Raw genomic sequence first — 23,262 nt, forward strand, 5'->3', positions numbered from 1 at the left:
CCGCGACTGACCCGCACGGATCAGTCCGCGTCGTGCCCCGACTCCGACGAGCCGGCTTCCCGGCCGGCGAACGCCTTGGCGTAGCGGGTGCCGACCGCGAGCAGTAGCAGGCCCACGACGATGAAGGCGACGACCCGCCACACCCCTTCGAGGGCGGCGAGGTCGAAGAGGAAGAGCTTGGCGAGGGCGGCACCGGTCAGCGACAGCCCGGCGGCCAGCGCGGCATGCGCATACTCGGTGCGGGCGAGACCGAACGCCAGCATCGCGGTCGCCGCGATCATCCAGCAGATGGTCGCGGCGGCGTGCCCGGCGACGAACCCCGCATCCGCGCCGCCCAGGAGGACGCCGGCCGTGACGAGGGCGGTGGTCACCGCGTACAGCACCACGAGCGCCGCGCCGCTCCACACCCAGGGCACGCCCCGGTCCCGGACGAGATGCAGTCGTGTCGCCGTCCACGCGAACAGCAGCGTGACCGCGGCGAGCAGGACCGACGTGACCAGCGTGGTCACGTCGAGGCGGTCCACCGCCTGCATCCGGTCGGTGAGATTCTCGATTTCGGCCCCGTCGTAGAACATCGCGCCGCCGAGCACCCAGAAGCCGAGGCCGGCGACGAACAGCAGACGTGAGCGCATCGATGCGGCCGCGCCTGCATAACCGGCGGCGACGGCGAGCAGGACGGTGGCGGCCGCGTCGGGGCTCGCACCGGTGAGGCATGCGTGCAGCAGCGCGAACGCCGCCACCGCGGCGGACGCCACCCGAAGCGGGCGCGACCGGGGGCCGGCGAGCGCGAACAGCGCGAGGTACCCGGCGGCGGCCGTGGCTTCGAGTGCGACGGCGGGCCACCGGTCCAGCCTTGTTCCGACCGTGAGCAGCGGCAGTGCCGCGACCGCCAGGCACACCGCGGCGACGACGTCGCCCGGGTCCCGGCGCAGCAGCAGCACCGCGGTGCCGGCGACGAAGACGGCCACCGCCACCGGGAATCCGACCAGCCAGGCCTGCTCGCCGCGGTCGGCTAATTCGCCCCCGCCGATCGTCGCCTGCAGGACCGCGACGATCGGCACGACCCGCGCGAGATGCAGCAGCGCCCAGTTGCGCTGCCACTGGGCCGGGAAGCTCGCGACGAGCAACACCAGCAGGAAGCCGAGCAGCGGCAGCGGGTCGCCCTCCGACAGGACCGGGGCGAGCAGTGCGGCACCGAGCACGAGCAGCACGGCCAGGATCCGGTCCGACCAGCGCACCGCGAGCGCGACGCCCGCGCCGGCGACGACGAGCGCGGCGGCCAGACCGACGACCGCCGGCACCCACCGGTAGTACGCGGTCGCGGCGAAGACCACCAGGTAGCCGCCCGCGAAACCGGTCGCGGCCAGGGCGGCCCCGCCGACGCGTCCGCCCTCGCGGCGGTGCACCCGGATCCCGGCAGCCACGAGCGCGGCCGACAGCACCGCACCGGAGACGACGCGGGGCACGGGACCGAAGATCCCGGCCTGTGCGGCGAGCACGAGCAGCATCACGACGCCGATGAGGGTGACCGCCACCCCGGCGACGGCGAGCAGGCGGCTGATCACGCCGTCGCGCTGCCACCACGGTTCCCGCGCCGGTGCCGACGGTTTCGGTGGGGCCACCGGCGGGACCGGCCGTCGGGGTGGCGGCGGGGTCCGCGTCATGGACGGCGCCGGCGGCGGGGCCGGCACCGGGCTCGGGGTCGGGGCCGGTACGGGCGCCGGTACGACAGCGAGGCGGTCGAGCTGGGCCCGTAGGTGTGCGACGTGCGCGCCGACGGCGTGCAGGTGCTGTTCGAGCGCGTAGCACTCGCCGGACAGCTGGGCGACGAGCCGCGGATCGAGACCGGGCGGAGTCGGCGTACTCATGCCTACATGGTCCGCGGCCCGGCGTCCGTGGGCATGAGTATCACTACCGCACATGCGGCTCGGGTACTGCTGCCTAGCCCAGCAGTTTGCGCAAGGTCGTCCCCAGCGGGTGCTTGACGTTGACGGAACCGAGGCGGACGGTCCCGTCGACGATCAGGTGCAGCGGACCGAACGGGGGTCCGTTGCGCACCTTCGACTGGGCACTCGCGGCGACCGTGTCGAGACCGTTGATGTCGGCCGTGGCCTCGGCGGGGACGATCAGGGTGAGGGAGCTGAGGTAGTCGTCGACCTGGATCCGCACGACCTGGGTGCGCATGACGGCCTCGGTGAAGTCGAGGGTCACCGAGGACATCAGGGTGTCGAGCCGCAGCACCGGTGGCACCTCCCACCGGCCCTTGCGGCTGAGGGTGGACATCCGGCCACGGATGGTGGGTACCTGCATGTGCGGGGACGGCGCGGGATACACCGGGCCGGACACGGGTGGGGCGGAATGCCCCGGGCCGGGCACGGGTGGCGCCGGGACGGGACCGGGCTGGGCGGGGTGCGGCAGGTATTCGGGCCGCACCTGCACGCCGGGCAGGTCGACGAGCACGGCGTTCAGTTCTCCGCGGGTCTTCGCGGCCAGCGCGGTGTCCATCCGCTCGGTGAACTCCCCCAGCGACAGCATCCCCTGCCCCACCGCCCGTTGCAGCAACGTTCCGACGTGTTCGCGCTCGGCGTCCGAAACACGCAGATCCCTCGACTCCATGATCGACAGGGTAGGCGCTGCCGCGCTTGCCGGACGATCATGAAGCGAGGAATCGTCGGGCTCAGACCGCCGAGGCGGGCCACCGCGCCGCGGACGCGAAGACCCCGGCGGGGTCGTAGGCCGCGCGGATCCCGGCGAGCCGCGCACGCTGGGCCGGGGTCCACGCCCTCGCCACCCGAGCGGCAGGGACACCGTCCGCCGCGCCGGCGAAGTTCGTCGATGCGCCCCCGGTTCCCCACGGCGCGAGTGCCTCGACGACGGACTCGAGGGCACCGGGCACCGCGTCGGCGACGGGCGGCGCCAGCACACCGACCGTGAACAGATTGAACGCGGCGTCGCGACCCCCGACCGCGTTGGTGGTCTCCGGCGGAGCGCTCAGGGCGCCACCCATCGCGCGGAGCTCGGCGAACGCGATCGGCAGCCCGCCGGCGGGACCGGCGACCGCGAGCAGGGCGTCGAGGGCGGCGTCCGGGAGTTCCCGCAACAACACGGAACGTTCCGCGGCGGGCATCGGATCGGTGGGGTCGGCATGGATCGAGCCCAGCGCCGGGTACACGATCTCGGCGACGGTGTCGAGGATCGGGGTGGCCGCCGCCCGCATCGGGGCGAGCACTTCCACCCCGTCCTCGTGGTCGTCGACGTGCGCGAACCGCACGTGCACGGCGGTGCGGCCGCGCAGCGGCTCGGGCAGGACGGGCAGGGGCGGGAAGTTGACGATCGCCAGCGAGCTGGACACGGACATCGGCGCCGCGGAGATCCAGTCCCGCCAGCGGCGCAGCACGGCCGGTGCGTCGGCGATGTCGTAGAAGAGGCCGCCGCCGTCGAGGGTCTGGATGGGGAGCAGCTCGAAGGTCATCTGGGTGACGATCCCGAACGCCGCGCCGCCGCCGAGCAGCGCCCAGAACAGGTCGGGTTCCTCGTCGGGGGTGACCCGCCGCAGCTGTCCGTCGGCGGTGACGACCTCCATCCGCAGCACCCGGTCGGCCGCGAAGCCGTGGGTGCGGGCGATCGGTCCGAGACCACCGCCGAGGGTGTACCCCACCACGCCGACGTCGGGCGACGACCCGGCCAGCGGTGCCAGCCCGTGCGGGGCGGCCGCATCGAGCACCTGCCGCCAGCGGACCCCGGCCTCGACGGTGGCGGTGCGCTCGGCCCGGTTGATGCTCACCCCGTCGAGGAGGGCGGTGTCGACGAGGATGCTGTTCTCCGGTGCGGGGGCCGCGCCGTGGCCGGTGGCCTGCACCGCGACGGTCAGTCCGCACTCGGCCGCGATCCGGACGGTGGTGGCGACGTCGGCGGCACTCGAGGCGACCACCACCGCGGCGCTGCGGTGCACGGTGGCGACGTTGAAGCCGGTGGCGGACAGGCGGTAACCCTCGTCGTCGGGGGCGTGGACCGCGCCGGCGACGGCGGTGCGGAGGCGGTCGGCGACGGACGTGGCGGCCAGGGTCGGGGACGGCTGGTGGGACATGATGCTCCTCGGTGGGGACGACTCGGGGTCCCCTCCAGGACAGCGAACGGGGCTTAGCTGCCGCTTAGCTCCGGCTGGGCACCGACGTGCCCCGTCCGGCACAGCCGGTCGAGCAGCGCGCTCACCTCCGCGCGGTCCAGGCCGGCGCCGAGACCGACGTACCGTTCGAACTCGGTCCCCCCGAGCGCATCGCGGACGACCGCCACCTCGCGCGGCCCGTCGACGGGATCCATCACCTCGGGCAGGAAGCCGATGCGGCCACCGAGGGCACGGACCGCGCCGAGCAGCATCGCGCCGACGTCGGGTGTGCCGAGCCGGGCCACCAGGGCCGCGGCGCTGTGGACGAGTACCAGCCACGACGTCACGTCACCCTCGGCCTCGAGAACCGGCTGCATCACCCGGACCGCGTCGAGCGCCGCATCCGTGTCCCCGACGTCCATCGCGGTGCGCATGAGGGTCCACGACGCCGAGCCGACCGCCCAGCCGTGGCCGCAGCGCTCGCCCGTCTCGACGGCCTCGCGCAACACCTGCTGGGCCCGCTCGGGCCGGCCGAGGAAGCGCAGGATCATGCCCTCGATGAGCAGCGCGTCGGCGCGCTGCCACACGGCACCCTCCCGGCGCAGGACGTCGGCACTCTCGTGGGCTGCGCGCAGGAACTCCTCGGACGGTCCCGTGATCGCGGAGCAGTACGCCCACCAGGAGCGCATCCATGCCTCGGTGACGGCATCGCCGGTGCGCGCCGCGGTCTCGGCGGACCGGAGCAGCGCGGCCGCCGCGGTGGCCGGGTCGCCCGCCAGGTAGGTGAGTCCGCCCAGTCCGGTCAGCGCCGACGACAGGGTCGCATCCGGGACGACGGCGGCGGACCCCTCCACCGCCCCGAGCCCCGCCGAGATCACCTCGAGGCCCTCCCGGATGTGCCCGCGCCGGTACCAGAACCAGTAGAGCGCTCCGGCGAGTTCGAGCAGGTAGACGGCGTCGCCGGCGGCTGCGGCGGACGCCGCCGCGGCGCGGTGCTCGGCGATGTCCGCCGTCAGGGCGTCGAACGTCTGCCGCGCCCGGGAGCCGCGCAGGTGCGGCGTCGCCGCGAGGGCCCGCCGCAGCACGAACCGGCGGTGCACGACGGCGGTCCGGTCCCGTTCGGACGCGTCCACGCGTTCCAGGGCGAACTCCCGGATCGTCTGCAGCATCGAGTACCGCCGCGGCGACGACGCCGGTTCCACGCGTAGCAGCGACCGTCGCACGAGGGCGGTCAGCGGCGGCAGGACGCTCAGCGGCGGCGCGCTGCCGTGCACGGCGGCGGCGCCCTCGAGATCGAAGCTGCCGGCGAACACCGCCACCTCGCGCAGCAACCGCGCCTGCTCGTCGTCGAGGAGCCGGTAGCTCCACTCGATCGCGTCGGCGAGTCCGCGTTGCCGAGGCGGAGCGGTGCGAGAGCCGCCCTGCAGCAGCGCGAACCGGTCGCTCAGCCCCTCCGCGATCTGCTGCTCGGACAGCACCCGCAGCTGTGCCGCCGCCAGCTCGATGCCCAGCGGGATCCCGTCGAGCTCGGTGCAGATGCGGCGCACGGGCTCGGTCACCGCGTCGTGGATCGTCCAGCCCGGCACCACCCCGGCGGCCCGGACGCCGAACAGCTCGACGGCCGCGTCCTCGTCCAACGGCGGCACCTCGTAGACCCATTCGCCGTCGAGGCCGAGCGGCTCCCGGCTCGTCGCCAGGATCCGCACGCCGGGGCAGCGCTCGAGCAGCGCCGTCACCAGCTCCACGACCCCGTCGAGCAGGTGCTCACAGTTGTCCAGGACGAGGACGAACTCGCGGGGGGCGAGGACCGTCGCCAGGTGATCGACGGTTCCGGGGCCGAGGATCTGCAGGGCGGCCGCCACGGTCGCGGCGACCAGCGCGTCGGCGCGCACCGCCCCCAGGTCCACGAACCACGGTCCGTCGGCGCGGCGTTCACCGCCGTGGCGGCACACCTCCACCGCCAGACGTGTCTTGCCGACCCCGCCGGGGCCGACGAGCGTGACCAACGGTTCCCGGGCCACCGCCGCACCGACCTCCGCGAGTTCACGGCCGCGGGCGACGAGGGCGGTGCGTGGGCACGGCAGAGTGGAGTTCGGGTTCCGCGGGGCCGCGGCCGCCGGCGGGATCGCCGTGCCGAGCAGCCGCGCGTCGTCCTGCCGCAGCACCGCCGTTTCGAGTTCGCGCAGTCCGGTGCCCGGTTCGATGCCGAGTTCACCGTCGAGCACGGTGCGCACGCGGCGCAGCGCCGCCAGCGCGTCCGCCTGCCGGCCCGCCCGGTAGAGGGCGACGACCAGCAGTTCCCAGGCCCGTTCGTCGAGCGGGTGCGCGGCGACGAGCCGCTCGGCGGTCTCGACGACGTCGGCGCCGCCCAGGTCCAGCCGGATCTGCAGCAGGGCCTTGCGGGTGCGCAACTCGACCGCCGTCAGCCGGGCGACTTCGGGGCGCACGAACTCGGCGTCGGCGACGTCGGCGTAGGGCGACCCGCGCCAGCACGAGAGGGCTGTCGCGTACGCCTCGGCGGCGGCCTGAGCGGCGCCCTGCTCGCGCAGCCGGTCGCCCCGCGCGACGAGGTCGGTGAACCGGACGGCATCGATCTGCTCGGCGGCGACGGCGAGCCGGTACCGCGAGCCCTCCCGGACGATCACGCCCTCGTCCCCGCGCGGCCGCTGCGGGCTGAGCCGGTCGCGCAGTTTGGAGACGGCGAAGTGCAGCGAGCTCGTCTTCGGGTCGTCGACGTCGTGCCAGACCTGCTCGAGCAGCCGCTCACCCGACACGTCGCCCGGGAACGCGACGACGAGCGCGGCAAGCAGGGCGCGCTGCCGGATGCCACCGAGGTCGACGGGTCGTCCGTCGACGCTGACGGCGAAGCCTCCGAGTACGCCGAGCGCCACGCCAGGGGTAGTCATCCGCGCTCCGCCTTTCGATCGAGCACGCCACCGCCGCAACCGGACTGCGGAAGCGGTCGAATTCTAGAGGACCGGTGACGCCCGGTGCGCTAGTCCAGTCCCTGTTCGATCGCGTACCGGGTCAGCTCGACGCGGTTGGCCAGCTGCAGCTTGCGCAGCGTGGCCTGGACGTGGTTCTCCACCGTGCGGTGGCTGAGGGTGAGCCGGGCGGCGATCTGCTTGGCCGACAGTCCCTTCGCGACGAGCCGCAGCACCTCGGTCTCGCGTTCGGTGAGGGTGGGCGGGGCGGGGGCGCGCCGGCCGGAGTCCGACGACATGCGGCGGTACTCGCCGGAGGACATGCGGCGGTACTCGCCGAGGACCAGACCGGCCAGGCCGGGCGTGAACACCGCCTGCCCGGCAGCGGTCGCCCGCACGGCCTCGGCCAGCTCGGCGGCCGACGCGCTCTTGACCAGGTACCCGCAGGCACCGGCCTTCACGGCCCCGAGGACGTCGTCCCGCTCGGAGGACGCGGACAGCACCAGCACGCGGCTGGCCGGGGAGGCCCGGAGCACGGCGACGGTGGCCTCGGTGCCGGTGCCGTCGGGCAGCGTCATGTCCATCAGCACGACGGCCGGCTGCACCGCCGCGGCCCGGCGCGCGGCCGCACCGACGCCGTCGGCGGTGGCGACGACCCGGAAGCCGGCCGCGTCGAGGTCCCGCGAGACGCCGTCGCGCCACATCGGGTGGTCGTCGACGACCATCACCGTGATCGGGCCGCTCGTCGCGCTGTCCTCACCCACCTCGTGCTCCCCTCTTCGGAATCCGGATCTCCCATTCGGTGCCCGCACCGGGCGCGCTGTCGAGCACCGCGACGCCACCGAGCCACTGCGCGCGGCCGACGATCGACTTCGACACACCCATCCGGCCCTCGGCGCGGGCCTCGGCGAGCCGCCCGTCCGCGATGCCCTTCCCGTCGTCGCGGACGCTGAGGATCACCTCGTCGCCGAGGTCCTCGACCAGCACGTACGCCTTCGCCCCGGCACCCGCGTGCAGCGTGGTGTTGGTCAGCGCCGTGGTGGCGATCGCCGCCAGTTCCGCGGCGCGGACGCGGTCGAGCAGGACCGGGTCGGCGGGCGCCGAAACGGTGACGCCGGCACCGGCCTGGCCCCGCAGCAGCGCCCGCAGGTCCACGAGTTCGTCGCCGCGGTCGAGCCGGGTGCCCTGTTCGGAGACGAGCATCCGCAGCGCGGCCTCCTGTTCCCCGGCGAGCCGGGCGAGTTCGGCGGCCTCCCCGCCGAGAGCGGTGCCCCGGCGCCGCACCAGGGCCAGGACCTGCAGCACCCCGTCGTGCACCTCGCGGGCGAGCCGGTCGCGTTCCTCGGTGGCGGCCGCCACCCGCACGGCCTGTTCGAGCTGCCGGTGCGCGCGCCGGGCGGTGGTGGTGGCGAATCCCATCGCGACGCCGACCGCGACGAGGACGGGGGCGGTCGCGTCCCGCCACAGGTCGAGGTTGATCTGGTCGCGGACCACCGCGCTGACCGAGGCCATCGCCAGCGCGGATGCCACGCCGGCGGCGGGACCGCCGAGGATCGCGGCCGAGAGCACCGCGTTGGCGACCCAGAGGGTGGTGGGCAGCGTCTGATGGGCGCTGTACCAGTCGTGGTCGGCGACGAGCCGCGTCGCGCCCATGAGTGCGACCGCGACGACCTGATCCATCCCGACCACCACGGCGCGCCGGCCGACTCCCTGCGACAGCAGCACCGCCGACACGCCGGACCACACCGCCAGCAGCGCGACGAAGAACCAGCTGAGCTGCGGGGAGGTGTAGTGGGTGACGGTGGAGAACTGGGAGCTCACGGCGTAGACGACGGTGACGAGCCGGAACACCTGCGCGGCCCGCCACAGCGGCGCGTCCGGGTCGGCGCCGATCCGGTCCCGGGCGGGTGCGGCGGGCACGGCGACGCGACGCGGCGGCCTGTCGTCGGCTCTGCGCCGGACCATGCGGACGTTCCCCTTCCCGGTCGGTCGTCGCGCCGAGGGTAACCGCCCGAAACGCCCGGATCACGACCATGGTGCGCTGTGACGGTGGGCACAGTGGTTTGATTTGATGTCGTGTTGGGGTCCTATCGAGCCGTCGCGGCGACGTTGCGTAGTCGCTGGCCGCTCTACATGGCCTCGATGGGGGCGTCGAACCTGTTCGGCGCGCTGCTGGTGTTCGCGTTCGTCCGGTACGGCATCCCGCTGTCCGAGAACGAGAACATCATCGCGGACCGGGTCCGCAACTTCGCGGTGTTCGCGGTGTATCTGGTGTTCGCCGGGATCGTGAGCCTGACGGCCGCGGCCCTGATGCTGCGGGCGGTGGTGCGTTGGCAGCTGCGCGGCGGCCCGCCGACCCGATCCGAGCAGATGTCCGCGCTGCACGCGCCGCTGCGGCAGGCGATCGTGCACCTGGTCCTGTGGATCCTCGGCGGCGTGCTGTTCGTGTTCCTCACCGCGGAGGAGATGCCGGAGCTGGCGGTGGCGGTGGCGATCACCGTCGCGATGGCCGCCACGAGCACGTTCGGGTTCACGTACATGCTCGGCGAGCGGATCCTGCGGCCGGTGGCGGCGCGGGCCCTGAGCGAGGGGGAGTTCGACCGGACCCTCGCGCCGGGTGTCGGTACGCGCCTCGCCATGACGTGGGGGCTCGGCACGCTGATGCCGGCCGGCGGCATCGCCCTGCTGTGCGTCACGCAGCTGACCACCGACGTCGAGTTCCCGGTGGACGCGATGGCCTGGGCGGTGCTGGCCCTGTCGGTGATGGCGATCGGTCTGGCGGGGGTGCTGTCGTCGCTCACCGCGGCCCAGATCTCCGACCCGGTCAAGCAGCTGCGCTGGGCCATCGAGCGGGCCCAGCGCGGCGCGACGGACGTGCAGGTCGAGGTGTTCGACGGCAGCGAGATCGGCCGCCTGCAGGTCGGCTTCAACCGGATGATGGCCGAGTCCGACGAGCGGCGGCGGCTGCGCCAGCTGTTCGGTCAGCACGTCGGCGAGGACGTGGCCCGCCGTGCCCTGCAGTACGGCACCGAGCTCGGCGGGGAGACCCGCTACGTCGCAGTGCTGTTCGTGGACATGGTGGGATCGACGGCGACGGCGGCCGAACGCCCGCCGGGCGAGGTCGTCGAGCTGCTCAACGAGTTCTTCCGGGTCGTGGTGGACGTCGTCGACCGGCACCACGGCTTCGTCAACAAGTTCATGGGCGACGCGGCGCTGGCGATCTTCGGCGCTCCGCTGGACCGGCCCGACGCGCCCACCGCCGCGCTCGCGGCGGCCCGGGAGCTGCGATTCGCGCTGGACGAGATCACCGATCTCGACATCGGCATCGGGGTCTCGGCGGGGCTGGCGGTGGCCGGCAACATCGGCGCGGCCGAACGGTTCGAGTACACCGTCATCGGCGATCCGGTGAACGAGGCGTCGCGGCTGACCGAACTGGCGAAGCTGCGGCCGAGCCGGGTGCTCGCGTCGTCGAGCGCGTTGTACTTCGCCGACGACGAGGAACGGGCCCACTGGGAGCTCGGCGACGAGGTGCAGCTGCGGGGCCGCCGCCGGGTGACGCATCTCGCCTGGCCGGTGCGGTATCCGGAATCGGGCCACGAGTGACGGACGGCCGGACGAGTCGGCGACGAAAAGGACGATCCACCCTCCGGTCCGCTTGGCTACGCTGAATCCTGTGGCGCAGCCCCGACGTGATCCGCCAGCACCCGACGCCACGCGGCGCCGGGGTCGCTTCGGGCGGGTGAAGTGGCTGCTCGCCGTGGCGCTGGTCGCCCTGCTGGTCGTCGAGGGCATCTACCTGTGGCCGACGCTGGCCGACTCCTGGCGCGCTCTGACCGAACTGCACTGGGGCTGGCTGGCCGCGTGCATCCTCGCGCAGGCCCTGTCGCTGAGCGGCTTCGCGGAAGTCCAGCGACGGCTGCTGCGCGCCGGGGAGGTCGTCGTCGGGCACGTGCGCTCGGCGTCGGTGATCTATGCGAGCACGGCGATGGCGGTGACGTTGCCGGCCGGTCCGGTGTTCTCCACCGCGTTCACCTACCAGCAGACCCGGCGCTGGGGTGCGACGCCGGTGGTGGCGTCGTGGCAACTCGCGGTCTCGGGGGTGATCGCGGCGGTGACGCTCGCAGCGGTCGGCGTGGGCGGCGCGTTCGCGGTCGGTACGCGGGTGAGCCCGGTGACGCTGGTGCTGTCGGTGGCCGGGGTGATCGCGTTGATCGTCGGCGTCCGGTACGCGTCCCGCAATCCGTCGTCCGTCGAGTCGGCCGGGGCGTGGGTTCTCGCGCGCGTCAACCGCCTGCTGCGCAAGCCGGCCGACACCGGGTTGGAGAAGTTCGAGCAGGTCCTCGGGCAGATCGAGGCGGTGCACCTGGGTCGGCGCGACGGGCTCGCCACGATCGGCTGGTCGGCCGTGCACCGGGTCTTCGACGTCGCGTGTCTGGGGTTCGCGTGCTGGGCGGTGGGCGGGGAGCCGTCGCTGCCGGGACTGCTGATCGCGTTCGCGGCCGCCAAGGCGGTGGGGAGCATTCCGCTCGCGCCCGGCGGGCTGGGTTTCGTCGACGGCACGTTGATCGCCACGCTCACCGCGGCCGGGATGAGTGCCTCGCAGGCCCTGGCGGCGGTGTTCGTGTACCGGGGCGTGAGCTTCATCCTGGTCGCGCTCGTGGGGTGGACGGTGGTGGCTTTCAAGTTCCGGACGAGCCGGCACGAGGAGGACATCGACGCCGATCTCGAACGCGAGGAACACGCCCGTTCGGTGCTCGAACGACGTCGCGGCCGGGCCGCGAGCGAGGGCACCCCCGCGCCGGAGTGAGATCCACCTCACATCAAAAGTAGTTGCGGAATCAACCATTGGATGCGATCGTTGACTGCATCGAAGGTTGAAACTTCAACCAATACTCGACCAGGAGGAGCACCCATGACCACCGCCGCCACCACCGCCACCTTCCCCGGGCTCACCGCCGGCACCTGGGTCATCGACTCGGTCCACTCCACGGTGGGCTTCACCGTCCGGCACCTCGTCGTCAGCAAGGTGCGCGGCACGTTCGACGACTTCTCGGGCGCCGTCACCGTCGCCGAGGACGGCACGGTCGCCGTCGCCGCCGAGATCCAGGTCGCGTCCATCGACACCAGGAACGCCGATCGCGACGCCCACATCCGCTCCGCCGACTTCTTCGACGCCGAGCAGTTCCCGACCGCGACCTTCCGGTCCACCGGCGTGCGCACCGCCGGGAGCGACTACGTGGTCGACGGCGAGTTCACCCTGCACGGCGTCACCAAGCCCGTCGAACTGAAGCTCGAGTTCAACGGAGTGAACCCGGGTATGGGCCAGGGCCCGGTCGCCGGCTTCGAGGCCACCACCGTCCTCAACCGCAAGGACTTCGGCATCTCCATCGACATGCCGCTCGAGGGCGGCGGCGCCGTCGTCGGCGACAAGATCACCATCAACCTCGAGATCGAGGCCGGCCTGCAGGCCTGATCCCGTCCCGCACAGCGAGCGCTCTCCCGTCCCGGAGGGCGCTCGCTGTCGTCGTCGCCCTACGCTGGACGACGTGAAGAAGTACGCACCCGCCCTGATCGACGTCGTCCTGGTCATCGTGTTCGCCGCGCTCGGACGCGCGAGTCACGACGAGGGGGTCGATCTGGTCGGACTCGCGAGCACGGCATGGCCGTTCCTGGCCGGCCTGACCGCGGGATGGATCGCGACGGCTGCGCTCTACAAGGAGAAGTTCGATCCGTGGCTGGTCGTCCCGACCGGCGTGCTCGCCTGGCTGTCCACCGTGGTCGTCGGGATGCTGTTGCGGGTCGTCACCGGCCAGGGCACCGCCGGGTCGTTCATCGTCGTCGCATCGATCGTGCTCGCGGTGTTCCTGCTCGGGTGGCGCCTGCTGGCGGGCCTCTGGGCGCGCCGACGCGTCGACGCCGCCTGACCGTTCCGCCCCGTCCGAGCCGTAGTGCGCATATCGGACAGGGTCCGGGGCGAACGCCGTCCGGGAGACCGGGGCTGTGCGAGAGTGACAGCCATGAGCGAGACCGCGCCGCCGCCCGAACGGACTCGGGAACGAACCTTCTTCGGCCAGCCCTTCGCCCTGGCCAACCTGTTCGGTGTCGAGATGTGGGAGCGATTCTCCTTCTACGGCATGCAGGGCATCCTGATCTACTACCTGTACTACTCGGCCGCCGACGGTGGACTGGGGATCAGCGAGCTGGCCGCGACGTCGATCGTCGGCGCGTACGGCGGCACGGTCTACCTGTCGACGATCCTCGGCGCCTGGATCGCGGACCGGCTGCTCGGTTCCGAACGCACGCTGTTCTACAGCGCGATCCTCATCATGCTCGGCCACATCTCGCTGGCTCTGCTGCCCGGACTCGCCGGAGTGGCGGTCGGCCTGGTGTTCGTCGCGGTCGGCAGCGGCGGCCTCAAAGCCAATGCGACGTCGCTCGTCGGTGATCTCTACGACGAGCAGGACACCCGTCGCGACGCCGGGTTCTCCATCTTCTACATGGGCATCAACATCGGGGCGCTGATCGGTCCGCTGCTCACCGGGTGGGCGCAGACCGAGCTGGGCTTCCACTACGGATTCGGCCTGGCCGCGATCGGCATGGCGCTCGGCCTGATCCAGTACACCCTCGGCCGCAAGCACCTGCGCGGGATCGGCGCCACGCCCCCGCACCCGCTGCCCGCCACCCAGCGGGTCCGCGCCGCCGGGATCGCCCTCGTCGTGCTCGCCCTGATCGCGGTGCTGTTCGCGACCGGACTGGTCACCGTCGACAACCTGTCCGACGTCGTGGTCGGCACGATCGTCGCGGCCTCCGTCGTCTACTTCGTGGTGATCCTGTCCAGTCGGCAGATCACCCCGGCCGAACGCAGCCGGGTGGTCAGTTTCATCCCGATGTTCCTGGCCAGCGCGGCCTTCTGGTCGCTGTTCCAGCAGCAGTTCACCACCGTCGCGGTCTACGCGGACAAGCGCCTCGACCGCAACCTGTTCGGCTGGGACTTCCCGCCGGCATGGGTGCAGTCGATCAACCCCGTGTTCATCATCGTGTTCGCCGGTGTGTTCGCCGCGCTGTGGACCCGGCTCGGGCCCCGGCAGCCGTCGTCGCCGGCGAAGTTCGCGATGGGCACGATGCTCATGGGCATCGCATTCCTGTGCTTCGTCCCGATGTCCGGCGGCGGCCCCAACAGTGCTCCCGTGCTCGGTCTCGCCGGCATCCTGCTGCTGTTCACGTTCGCCGAGCTGCTGCTCTCCCCCGTCGGGTTGTCCCTCGCGACGAAGCTCGCCCCACGCAACTTCCACACCCAGATGGTGGCGCTGTTCTTCCTGTCCGTCGCACTCGGCACGGCGATGGCCGGCACGCTCGCCAAGTACTACGACGAGGCGAACGAGAGGCCGTACTTCGCGTGGATCGGCTTCGGTTCGATCGCGATCGGCGTCGTGCTGGCGCTGCTGTCGCCCTGGATCCGGCGGAAGATGCAGGGGGTGCACTGACCCGGCGGTGTCACCGACCGTAGGTCGACGGTGTCACCGACCGTAGGTCGACGGTGTCACCGACCGTAGGCCGACGGTGTCACCGACCGTAGGTCGACGATGTCACCGACCGTAGGTCGACGGTGTGCACGGGCGCGGCGGGCTCACCGGAGGGCCAGCCACACCGCCAGCCCGAATCCGGCGAGTGCGACCCCCACCCGCAGCACGTCGGGCGGGATGCGCCGGACCACCGGCGGTCCGCACCACCCGCCCGCGACGGCCCCCAGCGCCATCGCCGCGGCCGCACCCCAGTGCACCGGGCCGAATGCGGCGAACCCGATCGCCGCGACGAGGTTGGCCACCCCGAGCAGGTAGCTCTTGAGGATGGTGGCGCGCCAGATGTGCTCGGAGGTGCAGATCAGGGTCACGGCGAGGAAGACGACGCCCGCCCCGGCCCCGAAGTAGCCTCCGTACACGGCGACGACGAACAGCAGCGCCGAGTACGGTCCCGGCAGGTCCCGGCCGCCGGACAGGGCGCGGATCCGCGGCTGGAGCAGCAGCGCGAGAGCCGCGAACGCCACCATGTAGGGCACCACCGCCTCGAACGACCCCGCCGGCGCCCACAGCAGCACGACGGCGCCGACGAGGCCGCCGAGCGCCGAGTACGCGGTCCACCGCCACAGCCGTGGGCCGGTGTCGACGACCTCGCGGGTCGAGTTGGCGAGTGCCCCCACGCCGACCCCCACCATCGCGACGGTGTTGGTGACGTTGGCGGCGACGGGTGGCAGCCCCGCGGCGAGCAGCGCCGGGTACGACACGATGGACGCAAGGCCGGTGACGAACCCGATGAGCCCGGCGAAGAACCCCGCGACCGCGAGCAGCAGCAGGTCGACGGGGGTCACGAGCGACAAACGTACCCGGGTCCGCTCCGACGGGACCGTCGAGGTCCGCGGCGGTCAGCCGTCGGTGGGCGGCTTGGCCAGCTCCCGCAGGAACATGTCGGCCATCTTCACCGCACGGTCGCCGCCGTCGGCGTTGGCGACGAACACCGCGAACGCCAGATCGCCGGTGTATCCGTAGAACCACCGGTCGTCGCCGCTCGCGGCCGCGATGCCGGCCAGTCCCGGGTGGCCCTTCAGGAACGATGCGGGGCCGCTGCGCACGTTCTCGGCCATCGCGGCGCGCAACGCGTCGGTCACCTGCGGTGGCAGCGGTTCGACGCTCTCGTCGACCTTCGCCGACCTGCCCTGCACGATCGCCGGCAGCGGCGCTTCCCCCCGCGCGACGGACGCGGCGAGCAGCGCGGCCCCGAACGGACTGACGAGCGCCTCGCTGCCGCCGTCCGAGCCGGAGAACTGCACCACGCCCGACCGGTTGTCCCCGATCTGCGCGGTCTCGAAGTCGAACCCCGGAACGTCGTAGTCGAGTCCGAGCCCGAGCCGGCGGGCGGTGGCGGCCAGATCGTCGGTGCTCACCGAGACCGGATCGACGCCCCGGTCGAGGCCCGCGGCCAGGCGCACCGGATCCAGTACCTGTCCGGCCGGGTACAGCCCGCGCGAGGCGACCGGTCCGAGTTCCATCGCCCAGTTGTTCACGTCCAGGGCCAGGACGCCGCCGGTGGACGGCTGGATGGCCACGATGGCCGCGGGGGTACCCACGCTGACCACGGCTTCCTTGGCGGCGAGCTGGACGTGCGAATCGAGGGTCGCCTGCAGGTCCGGCGGCGGCGGGCCCTGGAAGCCGGCGAGCTGCACGGGGTCGGCGCCGGGTTCTTCGAGGGTGACGGCCCAGCCGGCGGTGGCGTCGCGTTCGAGCTGCCAGGCCGCGCGCAACGGGTCGAGCAGGGGTGTGGAGATCCGCCGGTCCGCGCTGATCAGGGTCGGTGTCTCGACCACCACGACGCCCGGGATGGACACGATGTCGTCCTCGAGGAACTGGTAGTCCTGGTCGCGCAGCTTCACCGCGGTGATGCGCGCGCCCGGGTCGGCCGCGAGGTTGCGCTGCAGCAGGTCGGCGGTGATGACCGGGGCGACCGGTTCGAGTACCTTCGCGAGCCGTGTCGTGGTGTCGACCGGATCGGACGTGAGGGCCGGGTCGACGACGACGGCGTTGATGGTCTGTTCGGCCATGAGCAGCCGACCGGTGCGGTCGAAGATCTTCGGCGGGGCGGCGTCGGTGCGCACGTGGTGCACGGTGCGGGTCCGGTTCAGGTCGGGCACCAGCACCTGCGGGTCCCAGGAGATCCGCCAGCCGACGGCGAGGTTCTTGGCCACGCCGTCCACCTGGTAGCCCCAGTCCTTGCCGGGCCCGAAGTTCCAGTCGGCTCCGAGGGAGAAGAATCCCGTCTGCTCGTTGAGTTCGACGAACTGGGCGACGTCGAACTCGACGTCACCGTCCTTCATGCCCTCGAACATCTGGCTGATCGACGTCTCGGCGGCGTTCGGGTACGAGGTGAGGGCGGCCGCGCCGGCGGCGTCGCGTTCGTTCAGTTCCGCGACGAAGTCGTCGACGAGTCGCTGCGCGTCGCTCCGGGAGTCGTCGAACACGCAGGACGCCATGCCCGCGGCGAGAACCACGACGGAGACCAGGGCTGTCACGCGGCCGCGCATCCTGCGCCAGTCCCGAAAACCCATAACGACCAACTTTCACTTCTGTCACTTCAGCAACAAGCACGTCCTGCCTACGATGCGATCACGATTGCGCCTCGAACCGCGTATCACCCCCTCAGCAGGCGTCCCGCCACGTCCACTGCCGGCGCCGAACTGCCCGCTCCCGCAACGAAAACCGCGAATGCGAGGTCTCCCTGCGAGCCGACGAACCACCCGTGGGCACCGGTGCCATCACCGTACTCTGCCGTCCCCGTCTTACCGACGAGTTCGGGGATGTCCCGCAGCGCACTCGCGGTTCCCCCCGTGACAGTCTCCCGCATCATCGTCCGTAACGCGGCAGTGACCTCCTCCGGCGCGGCGCCGGGCGCGCGATCGGCCACCCCCGGCCGGCCCTCGACGAGCATCGGCAGCGGTGTCGACCCGTGCGCGATGGACGCCGCCACGAGTGCCATCCCGAACGGGGACGCCGTCACCCGGCCCTGGCCGATCGCGGACTCGACGCGCTCCGCCGGCGTCCGCGCCTCGGGCACGTTGCCGGTGACCGTGACCAGTCCGGGCGTGACGTAGTCCACCCCGAGCCCGAACTGTGCGGCCGCGTCGGTGAGCGCGGTCGCCGGCAGTCCCACGGCGAGCCGGCCCATCGTGGTGTTGCACGAGAAGGCGAAGGCGGTGTGCAACGGGACGGAGCCGAGGTCGAAGCTGTCGTCGTTGGGGATGACGCGGCCCTCGATGTTCGCGGTCCCGGGGCACGGCACCACCGTGTCGGGGGTCGTGGCCCCGGCCTGCAGCGCGGCCGAGGTGGTGACGGTCTTGAACGTCGAGCCGGGCGGATACAGCCCGGTCAGGGCGAGCGGCCCCTCGGCGTCGGCGGCGGCGTTCTGCGCCACCGCCCGCACCGCCCCGGTGGACGGCTCGATCGCGACGATCACCGCCGGTTGCTGCATCGGCGCCAGGACCGCCTCGGCGCGCGTCTGCAGGTCCAGGTCGAGCGTGGTCTGCAGGTCCGGCGCCGGTGGACCGTCGGCCCCGGCGACGCGGCGCGCGCTGCCGTCCCCGGACACGAGCCGCACGGCCCAACCGGCGGACGCGTCCTGCCCCTCCTGCCACAGCTCGCCCAGCCCGGACAGCACCGGCGAGGCCAGGGTTCGGTCGACCGTCAGCAACCGGGTCTGCCGGACGAGGGTCACCCCGGGCAGCGCGGCGAGCTGCGCTTCGATCGGCGCGAGGTCGGTCTCCCGGAGGGTCACCGCCGTCACGGGCTTGCCCGCCGCGGCGGCGACGTCGGCGGCAAGCGACTGCGCGGTGATCGTGGGCGCGGCCGTCGCCAGCAGGGGCGCGACGGCCGCCGGGTCGGCGGTGGCATCGAGGCTCACCAGCGTCACGACCTGTTGTTCGAGGATCGGCTGCCCGCGGCGGTCGAGCACCGACGGCGCCGGACCCACCGTGGTCGTGTAGCTCAGGGTGGTGCCGGCGGTCAGGTCCGGGGCGAGCAGCGCCGGATCCCACTCGATGCGCCAGCCCTGCGGGTCGAGGTCCACCGCACTGCCGGACGTGCGGTACGCCCAGTCCCGCCCGGCGCCGAAGGTCCACGCGACGTCGAGGTCGAACGTGCCCGCGTCCCCCGTGCCGGCGAGGTTCACGTCGGGGCGGACCGTGCCGGACCCGTCGACGCCGAGACCGTCGAACACGTCGCCGATCGTCGTGGCCGCCGCCGCGGGGTCGGTGGTGAGGTCCGCCGCGGCCTGCACGTCGCCGGCCTCGAGCGCCGCCGCGAACTCGCCCACGACGGTCTCGGGCTGGTCGGGCCCGAAGGAGCACCCGGCGGCCGCGAGCGCGGCGACTACGGTCGTCAGGAGCGGAACCGGTCGGCGTCGAAGGATGGGCACGACCACGATCATGCCCGAATTCGGACGGTGCCGTCGGGCACGACCCGGGAGGGCGTGCCGTACAGGCGGCACGTTGTGACGCGGGTCGCGGTCGCGCAGAAAACCGGTTGCCGCTCCGCGATCACCGATCTACCGTGGATTCTCGTCACGTTCCCGCCGATCGGAGAAGGCCGTTGCTCCTGTAGAGGTTTCGCCCGCCGCGCCGCACCCTGCGCGCGGTACGTCGTCACCTACTGCCGGGAGCAGCCATGTCACACCCTTCCCCGATTCTCTCGGACCTCGCGTTCACCTGGCCGGACGGCACCGTGGTGTTCGACGGTCTCGACACCACCCTCCCCACCGGCCGCACCGGACTCGTCGGGCGCAACGGGTCCGGCAAATCGACTCTGCTGCACATCATGTCGGGCGATCTGCCCCCGACCCGCGGTTCCGTCACGATACGTGGCCGGGTCTCGCTGCTGCCGCAGGACATCGTCCTCGACCGGCACCGCACCGTCGACGCCGTCCTCGGCATCGACGGCGTGCGTGCGGCACTGCGGCGCATCGAGGCCGGCTCGACCGCCGCCCGCGACTTCGACACCGTCGGCGAGCGCTGGGACGTCGAGGAGCGCGCCCTGGCCACCCTGCACCACCTCGGCCTCGACCGAATCGTCCGATCCCCCAGCGACTTCGATCGCACCGTCGGCACCCTCTCCGGCGGCGAGACCGTCCTGCTGGCCCTCACGGCCCGTCTGCTCGACGAGCCCGACGTCCTGCTGCTCGACGAACCGACGAACAACCTGGATCCGGCGGCCCGCACGCGTCTGTACGACGTGCTGCGGGAGTTCCCCGGGACCCTCGTCGTCGCGACCCACGACCGCGACCTGCTCGAACGGGTCGACACCGTCGCCGAGGTACGGGACGGAGACCTGCGGCTGTTCGGCGGCAACTACAGCGAGTACGAACGCATCGTCGCGGCCGAGCAGGAGGCCGCGCTGGCCGCGGTGCGCGACGCCCGCGCGGACGTGCGCCGGCAGGCGCGCGAACTGCGCGACTCGCACGTCAAGCTCGCCCGGCGAGAGCGCTACGGCCGCAAGATGTTCGAGAACAAGCGGGAGCCGAAGATCGTGATGGGCGCCCGCAAGCGGCAGGCCCAGGAGTCGGCGGGCCGGCTGCGGCGCGAACACGAGGGCAAGCTCGCCGGCGCGCGTGAGACCCTCGAGCAGGCCCAGGACACCGTGCGCGACGACCGGGAGATCCGGGTGGACCTGCCGGAGACGGAGGTGCACGCCGGGGCGCGCGTCGCCGAGGGGCCGCTCGAGATCGTCGGCCCGGAGCGGATCGCGCTGCGCGGACCCAACGGTTCGGGCAAGACGACGTTGCTGCACGCCGTCGTCGCGGCCGGCCCCCGGGTGCCGTTCGCGGTGCTGCCGCAGCGGCTGGACATCTTCGACGGGACGCTGTCGGTGGCGGACAACGTCGCGCTGCGTGCCCCGCACCTGTCGGCGCAGCAGGTCCGGGCGTTGCTCGCCCGGTTCCTGTTCCGCGGTGCCGACGCGGACGTGCCGGCGGCCGCCCTCTCGGGCGGCGAGCGCCTGCGGGCGGCGCTGGCGACCCTGCTGGCGGCGGACCCGGCGCCGCGACTGCTGCTCCTCGACGAACCGACCAACAACCTGGACCTGCCCGGCCTCACACACCTGGTGCAGGCGCTGCGTGCCTACCGGGGCGCCCTCGTGGTGGTCAGCCACGACGAGCGGTTCCTGGCCGACATCGGCGTGACCCGGTCGGTCAGACTGGAGCGGTGAGCCATGCGATCAACCCTGTCGACGGAACCCGCATCGCCTTCTCGGTGATCGACTCCGACGCCGGCGCCGGCAGCCCGTCGCTGCTGCTCGCGCACGGCAGCGCCCTCTCGTCCGCCATCTGGCGGGGATTCGGGTACGTGCGTCCCCTGCGGGAGCGGTACCGGCTCATCCTGCCCGACCTGCGCGGACACGGCCGCAGCGACAAGCCCCACGTCCCGGACGCCTACGCGATGGACCTGATCGTCGACGACGTGCTGGCGGTACTGGACGCCGCCGGCACCGACCGCGTCCACTACCTCGGATACTCGTTCGGAGCCCGGGTCGGCCTGTCGCTGGCGGTGCGGGACACCGGGCGGCTACGGACGCTCACCGTGGGCGGTGGCAGCGCCCGTGCGCAGGCCGGGACGTTCGACCGGTTGTTCTTCCCGGGATGCGCCGACGTGCTCGGTCACTACGGCATCGACGGGTTCCTCGAGGCATGGGCGGAACACCTCGGTGCACCCGTCGACGCGGCGACACAGGCCGCGTTCCGGGCGAACGACGCAACCGCCCTCGCCGCGTACATGCGGCGGTCGGATCGCGAACCCGGCATCGACGACGCCGCCCTCGCCGCGCTGGACGTACCGACGCTGGCATTCGTCGGTTCGGAGGACGGCGAACGGATCGACGACACCCGAGAGCTGTCGCGGACGATCCCCGGGGCCCTGCTCGCCGTCATCCGGGGGTACGACCACGCGACGACGATCGCGGCGGCGCCGGAGGTACTGTCCGTGATCGAACCGTTCCTCGCGGCGCACGCCGACGACTCGTCCGGCTAACTCGCCGAGGACGGCTCGTCCACCCACTGCACGAGCTGGTAGACGATGCCGTTCGGGTCGCGCATCTGGAAGTACCGCTCGCCCCACGGCTCGGTCTCGATCGGGGTGACGATCGGTACTCCTTCGGCCTGCAGGCGTTCGTACTCGTCGTCGATCGTGTCGACGACGAAGGCGACGAGCGTCCCCTGCCCGGCGTCGCCCGCGATGCTCGCGGGCTTGAAGCTGCCGAGCCCGGTCCGCAGGAAGACGAGGTTGAAGCCGGCGTCCTCACGGGTGAGGGAGACGAACCCGTCCTCGGCCATCGCTTCGGTGAACCCGAGGTGGCGGGTTGCGAAGTCGGCCGACGCGGCCACGTCGGGAACGTTGAGGGACAGGGCACTGGCGGTGATCTGCACGGTGAACTCCTTCCGGTTGCACGACTCCGAACGTCCGGCGGACGCATCTGGTTCCCGCACCCCGCTGCGTGGGGGTGGCCGAATGTCACATCGCTTCGATCTGATCGACGGGATGTCACATTCGGCCCCCAAGGGGGTGTTGTCCGCCGCCCGGAGTCGGAGGACTCTCGGAATCACCCCTGTCCCCTCCGGAAGGCCCCACCGTGACGCACACCGTCTCCCCCGTCGACACCGCTGCTCAGCGCGTCCTCGACTCCGCGCTCGGCGCCGTCGATCTGATCGCGATCTACCTCGGCGACCGGCTCGGCTGGTACCGCAGCCTCGTCACCGACGGCCCCGCCACCGCCGACGAACTCGCGACGCGCACCGGAACCGACCCGCGCTACGCCCGCGAGTGGCTCGAGCAGCAGGCGGTGACCGGTCTGCTCGAGGTCGACGACGACGATCCGCCGCGCTTCACGCTCCCGCCCGCGGTGGCCGAGGTCCTCACCGACGAGCAGAGTCTCAACTACCTCGGGCCGCTGGCCCGCATGTTCGCCGGGGTGTCCGTGCAACTCCCGGCTCTGCTCGACGCCTACCGCACCGGCGGCGGCGTGAGCTGGGCGCAGCTCGGCACCGATGCGCGCGAGAGCCAGGCGGACATGAACCGGCCGTGGTACGAGAAGGCGCTTCCGGGTGCCCTGGCGTCCGTGCCGGACCTGGACGCCCTGCTACGCCGGCCGGGGGCCGTGATCGCCGACATCGGCTGTGGCGGAGCATGGTCCACGATCGCGCTGGCCCGCGCGTACCCGCAGGCCCGGTTGTTCGCCGTCGACATAGATCCGGCGACGGTCGCCCTGGCCCGGACGAACGTCGCGGCGTGCCCCGACGTCGCCGACCGGGTCACCGTCGTCGAGGCCGACGCGGCCGGCCTGCCCCACGAACGCTTCACCGCCGCGTTCGCCTTCGAGTGCGTCCACGACATGCCGCGCCCCGTCGAGGTGCTCTCCGCGGTGCGGGGTGCACTCGCGCCCGACGGTGTCATGGTCGTCATGGACGAGGCCGTCGCCGACCGGTTCACCGCGCCCGGCGACGAGGTCGAGCGGCTGATGTACGGGTTCAGCATCGTGTGCTGCCTGCCGGACGGCATGAGCCATCCGCCGAGCGCGGGAACCGGCACGGTGATGCGCGCGGACACCCTGCGCCGGTATGCGCTCGACGCGGGCTTCTCGGACGTGTCGGTGCTGCCGATCGAGGACTTCGGGTTCTGGCGGTTCTACCGGCTGGCCCCCTGACCGG

The 23,262-nt window shown here is 72.5% G+C and carries 18 protein-coding genes; 8 read left to right on the top strand and 10 right to left on the bottom strand.

Annotated elements, in window-relative coordinates:
- Nucleotides 1-20: 20 nt before the first annotated feature.
- From RR3_RS17185 to macS, 6 genes are all read right to left on the bottom strand, one after another.
- Nucleotides 21-1,868: a DUF2339 domain-containing protein gene (locus RR3_RS17185; RefSeq protein WP_064066271.1), complete on the bottom strand. Its 1,848-nt coding sequence runs from the start codon at nucleotides 1,866-1,868 to the stop codon at nucleotides 21-23.
- A 73-nt stretch (nucleotides 1,869-1,941) separates the two neighbouring features.
- A complete protein-coding gene (locus tag RR3_RS17190; protein WP_017681937.1) occupies nucleotides 1,942-2,616 on the bottom strand; it encodes a DUF1707 SHOCT-like domain-containing protein in 675 nt (224 codons plus the stop codon).
- A gap of 61 nt (nucleotides 2,617-2,677) precedes the next feature.
- On the bottom strand, nucleotides 2,678-4,087 hold the full coding sequence (locus tag RR3_RS17195; protein ID WP_064066270.1) for an FAD-binding oxidoreductase: 1,410 nt from the start codon (nucleotides 4,085-4,087) through the stop codon (nucleotides 2,678-2,680).
- 53 nt (nucleotides 4,088-4,140) lie between these two features.
- A complete protein-coding gene (locus RR3_RS17200) occupies nucleotides 4,141-7,011 on the bottom strand; it encodes an AfsR/SARP family transcriptional regulator (protein ID WP_225223223.1) in 2,871 nt (956 codons plus the stop codon).
- An 89-nt stretch (nucleotides 7,012-7,100) separates the two neighbouring features.
- Nucleotides 7,101-7,754, bottom strand: a complete 654-nt coding sequence (locus RR3_RS17205) for a LuxR C-terminal-related transcriptional regulator (RefSeq protein WP_225223230.1) — start codon at nucleotides 7,752-7,754, stop codon at nucleotides 7,101-7,103.
- A gap of 31 nt (nucleotides 7,755-7,785) precedes the next feature.
- Nucleotides 7,786-8,994 (bottom strand): MacS family sensor histidine kinase, encoded by a 1,209-nt coding sequence (gene macS / locus RR3_RS17210; RefSeq protein ID WP_010593547.1) that lies wholly within the window; start codon nucleotides 8,992-8,994, stop codon nucleotides 7,786-7,788.
- Between the two features lie 168 nt (nucleotides 8,995-9,162).
- Here macS and RR3_RS17215 point away from each other — a divergent pair, with 168 nt between their 5' ends.
- The 5 genes from RR3_RS17215 (at nucleotide 9,163) to RR3_RS17235 (ending at nucleotide 14,513) form a co-directional block, all read left to right on the top strand.
- The gene (locus tag RR3_RS17215) at nucleotides 9,163-10,632 is read left to right on the top strand and encodes an adenylate/guanylate cyclase domain-containing protein (RefSeq protein WP_064066269.1); all 1,470 of its coding nucleotides are present in this window, start codon (nucleotides 9,163-9,165) and stop codon (nucleotides 10,630-10,632) included.
- Nucleotides 10,633-10,702: 70 nt separating this feature from the next.
- Complete coding sequence (locus RR3_RS17220; protein WP_040274897.1) at nucleotides 10,703-11,836, top strand: lysylphosphatidylglycerol synthase transmembrane domain-containing protein; 1,134 nt, start codon at nucleotides 10,703-10,705, stop codon at nucleotides 11,834-11,836.
- Nucleotides 11,837-11,941: 105 nt separating this feature from the next.
- Nucleotides 11,942-12,502, top strand: coding sequence for a YceI family protein (locus RR3_RS17225; RefSeq protein ID WP_010593550.1), 561 nt, complete (start codon nucleotides 11,942-11,944; stop codon nucleotides 12,500-12,502).
- Between the two features lie 73 nt (nucleotides 12,503-12,575).
- A complete protein-coding gene (locus tag RR3_RS17230) occupies nucleotides 12,576-12,953 on the top strand; it encodes a DUF3054 domain-containing protein (protein ID WP_010593551.1) in 378 nt (125 codons plus the stop codon).
- Between the two features lie 93 nt (nucleotides 12,954-13,046).
- Complete coding sequence (locus tag RR3_RS17235; RefSeq protein WP_064066268.1) at nucleotides 13,047-14,513, top strand: peptide MFS transporter; 1,467 nt, start codon at nucleotides 13,047-13,049, stop codon at nucleotides 14,511-14,513.
- Between the two features lie 143 nt (nucleotides 14,514-14,656).
- On the opposite strand, the gene RR3_RS17240 is transcribed toward RR3_RS17235, so the two are convergent.
- From RR3_RS17240 to RR3_RS17250, 3 genes are all read right to left on the bottom strand, one after another.
- The gene (locus tag RR3_RS17240) at nucleotides 14,657-15,394 is read right to left on the bottom strand and encodes a sulfite exporter TauE/SafE family protein (RefSeq protein ID WP_040274960.1); all 738 of its coding nucleotides are present in this window, start codon (nucleotides 15,392-15,394) and stop codon (nucleotides 14,657-14,659) included.
- Nucleotides 15,395-15,448: 54 nt separating this feature from the next.
- Nucleotides 15,449-17,125, bottom strand: a complete 1,677-nt coding sequence (locus RR3_RS17245) for an NTF2-like N-terminal transpeptidase domain-containing protein (protein WP_064066267.1) — start codon at nucleotides 17,123-17,125, stop codon at nucleotides 15,449-15,451.
- 83 nt (nucleotides 17,126-17,208) lie between these two features.
- A complete protein-coding gene (locus RR3_RS17250) occupies nucleotides 17,209-18,999 on the bottom strand; it encodes a penicillin-binding transpeptidase domain-containing protein (RefSeq protein ID WP_010593555.1) in 1,791 nt (596 codons plus the stop codon).
- 236 nt (nucleotides 19,000-19,235) lie between these two features.
- Here RR3_RS17250 and RR3_RS17255 point away from each other — a divergent pair, with 236 nt between their 5' ends.
- Both RR3_RS17255 and RR3_RS17260 read left to right on the top strand, forming a co-directional pair.
- Nucleotides 19,236-20,771, top strand: a complete 1,536-nt coding sequence (locus RR3_RS17255; RefSeq protein WP_010593556.1) for an ABC-F family ATP-binding cassette domain-containing protein — start codon at nucleotides 19,236-19,238, stop codon at nucleotides 20,769-20,771.
- A complete protein-coding gene (locus RR3_RS17260; RefSeq protein ID WP_010593557.1) occupies nucleotides 20,768-21,589 on the top strand; it encodes an alpha/beta fold hydrolase in 822 nt (273 codons plus the stop codon). Before RR3_RS17255 ends, RR3_RS17260 begins: the two co-directional genes overlap by 4 nt.
- On the opposite strand, the gene RR3_RS17265 is transcribed toward RR3_RS17260, so the two are convergent.
- Complete coding sequence (locus tag RR3_RS17265) at nucleotides 21,586-21,984, bottom strand: VOC family protein (protein ID WP_010593558.1); 399 nt, start codon at nucleotides 21,982-21,984, stop codon at nucleotides 21,586-21,588. The genes RR3_RS17260 and RR3_RS17265 overlap by 4 nt on opposite strands.
- 203 nt (nucleotides 21,985-22,187) lie before the next feature.
- Here RR3_RS17265 and RR3_RS17270 point away from each other — a divergent pair, with 203 nt between their 5' ends.
- Nucleotides 22,188-23,258 carry a class I SAM-dependent methyltransferase gene (locus tag RR3_RS17270; protein ID WP_064066266.1) on the top strand — a complete coding sequence of 357 codons (1,071 nt, stop codon included), beginning with the start codon at nucleotides 22,188-22,190 and terminating at the stop codon, nucleotides 23,256-23,258.
- Nucleotides 23,259-23,262: the final 4 nt, after the last annotated feature.

This window comes from Rhodococcus ruber NBRC 15591 (assembly GCF_001894945.1).
In the GTDB taxonomy this organism is placed as follows: Bacteria; Actinomycetota; Actinomycetes; order Mycobacteriales; family Mycobacteriaceae; genus Rhodococcus; species Rhodococcus ruber.

Bases quoted from the DNA above. Each gene is read 5' to 3' on its own strand.
- RR3_RS17235 (WP_064066268.1), top strand. From the start codon at position 13,047: ATGAGCGAGACCGCGCCGCCGCCCGAACGGACTCGGGAACGAACCTTC.
- RR3_RS17255 (WP_010593556.1), top strand. From the start codon at position 19,236: ATGTCACACCCTTCCCCGATTCTCTCGGACCTCGCGTTCACCTGGCCG.
- RR3_RS17225 (WP_010593550.1), top strand. From the start codon at position 11,942: ATGACCACCGCCGCCACCACCGCCACCTTCCCCGGGCTCACCGCCGGC.
- RR3_RS17250 (WP_010593555.1), bottom strand. From the start codon at position 18,999: ATGATCGTGGTCGTGCCCATCCTTCGACGCCGACCGGTTCCGCTCCTG.
- RR3_RS17195 (WP_064066270.1), bottom strand. From the start codon at position 4,087: ATGTCCCACCAGCCGTCCCCGACCCTGGCCGCCACGTCCGTCGCCGAC.
- RR3_RS17215 (WP_064066269.1), top strand. From the start codon at position 9,163: ATGGCCTCGATGGGGGCGTCGAACCTGTTCGGCGCGCTGCTGGTGTTC.
- RR3_RS17185 (WP_064066271.1), bottom strand. From the start codon at position 1,868: ATGAGTACGCCGACTCCGCCCGGTCTCGATCCGCGGCTCGTCGCCCAG.
- RR3_RS17200 (WP_225223223.1), bottom strand. From the start codon at position 7,011: ATGACTACCCCTGGCGTGGCGCTCGGCGTACTCGGAGGCTTCGCCGTC.
- RR3_RS17190 (WP_017681937.1), bottom strand. From the start codon at position 2,616: ATGGAGTCGAGGGATCTGCGTGTTTCGGACGCCGAGCGCGAACACGTC.
- RR3_RS17205 (WP_225223230.1), bottom strand. From the start codon at position 7,754: ATGGTCGTCGACGACCACCCGATGTGGCGCGACGGCGTCTCGCGGGAC.
- RR3_RS17245 (WP_064066267.1), bottom strand. From the start codon at position 17,125: ATGGGTTTTCGGGACTGGCGCAGGATGCGCGGCCGCGTGACAGCCCTG.
- macS (WP_010593547.1), bottom strand. From the start codon at position 8,994: ATGGTCCGGCGCAGAGCCGACGACAGGCCGCCGCGTCGCGTCGCCGTG.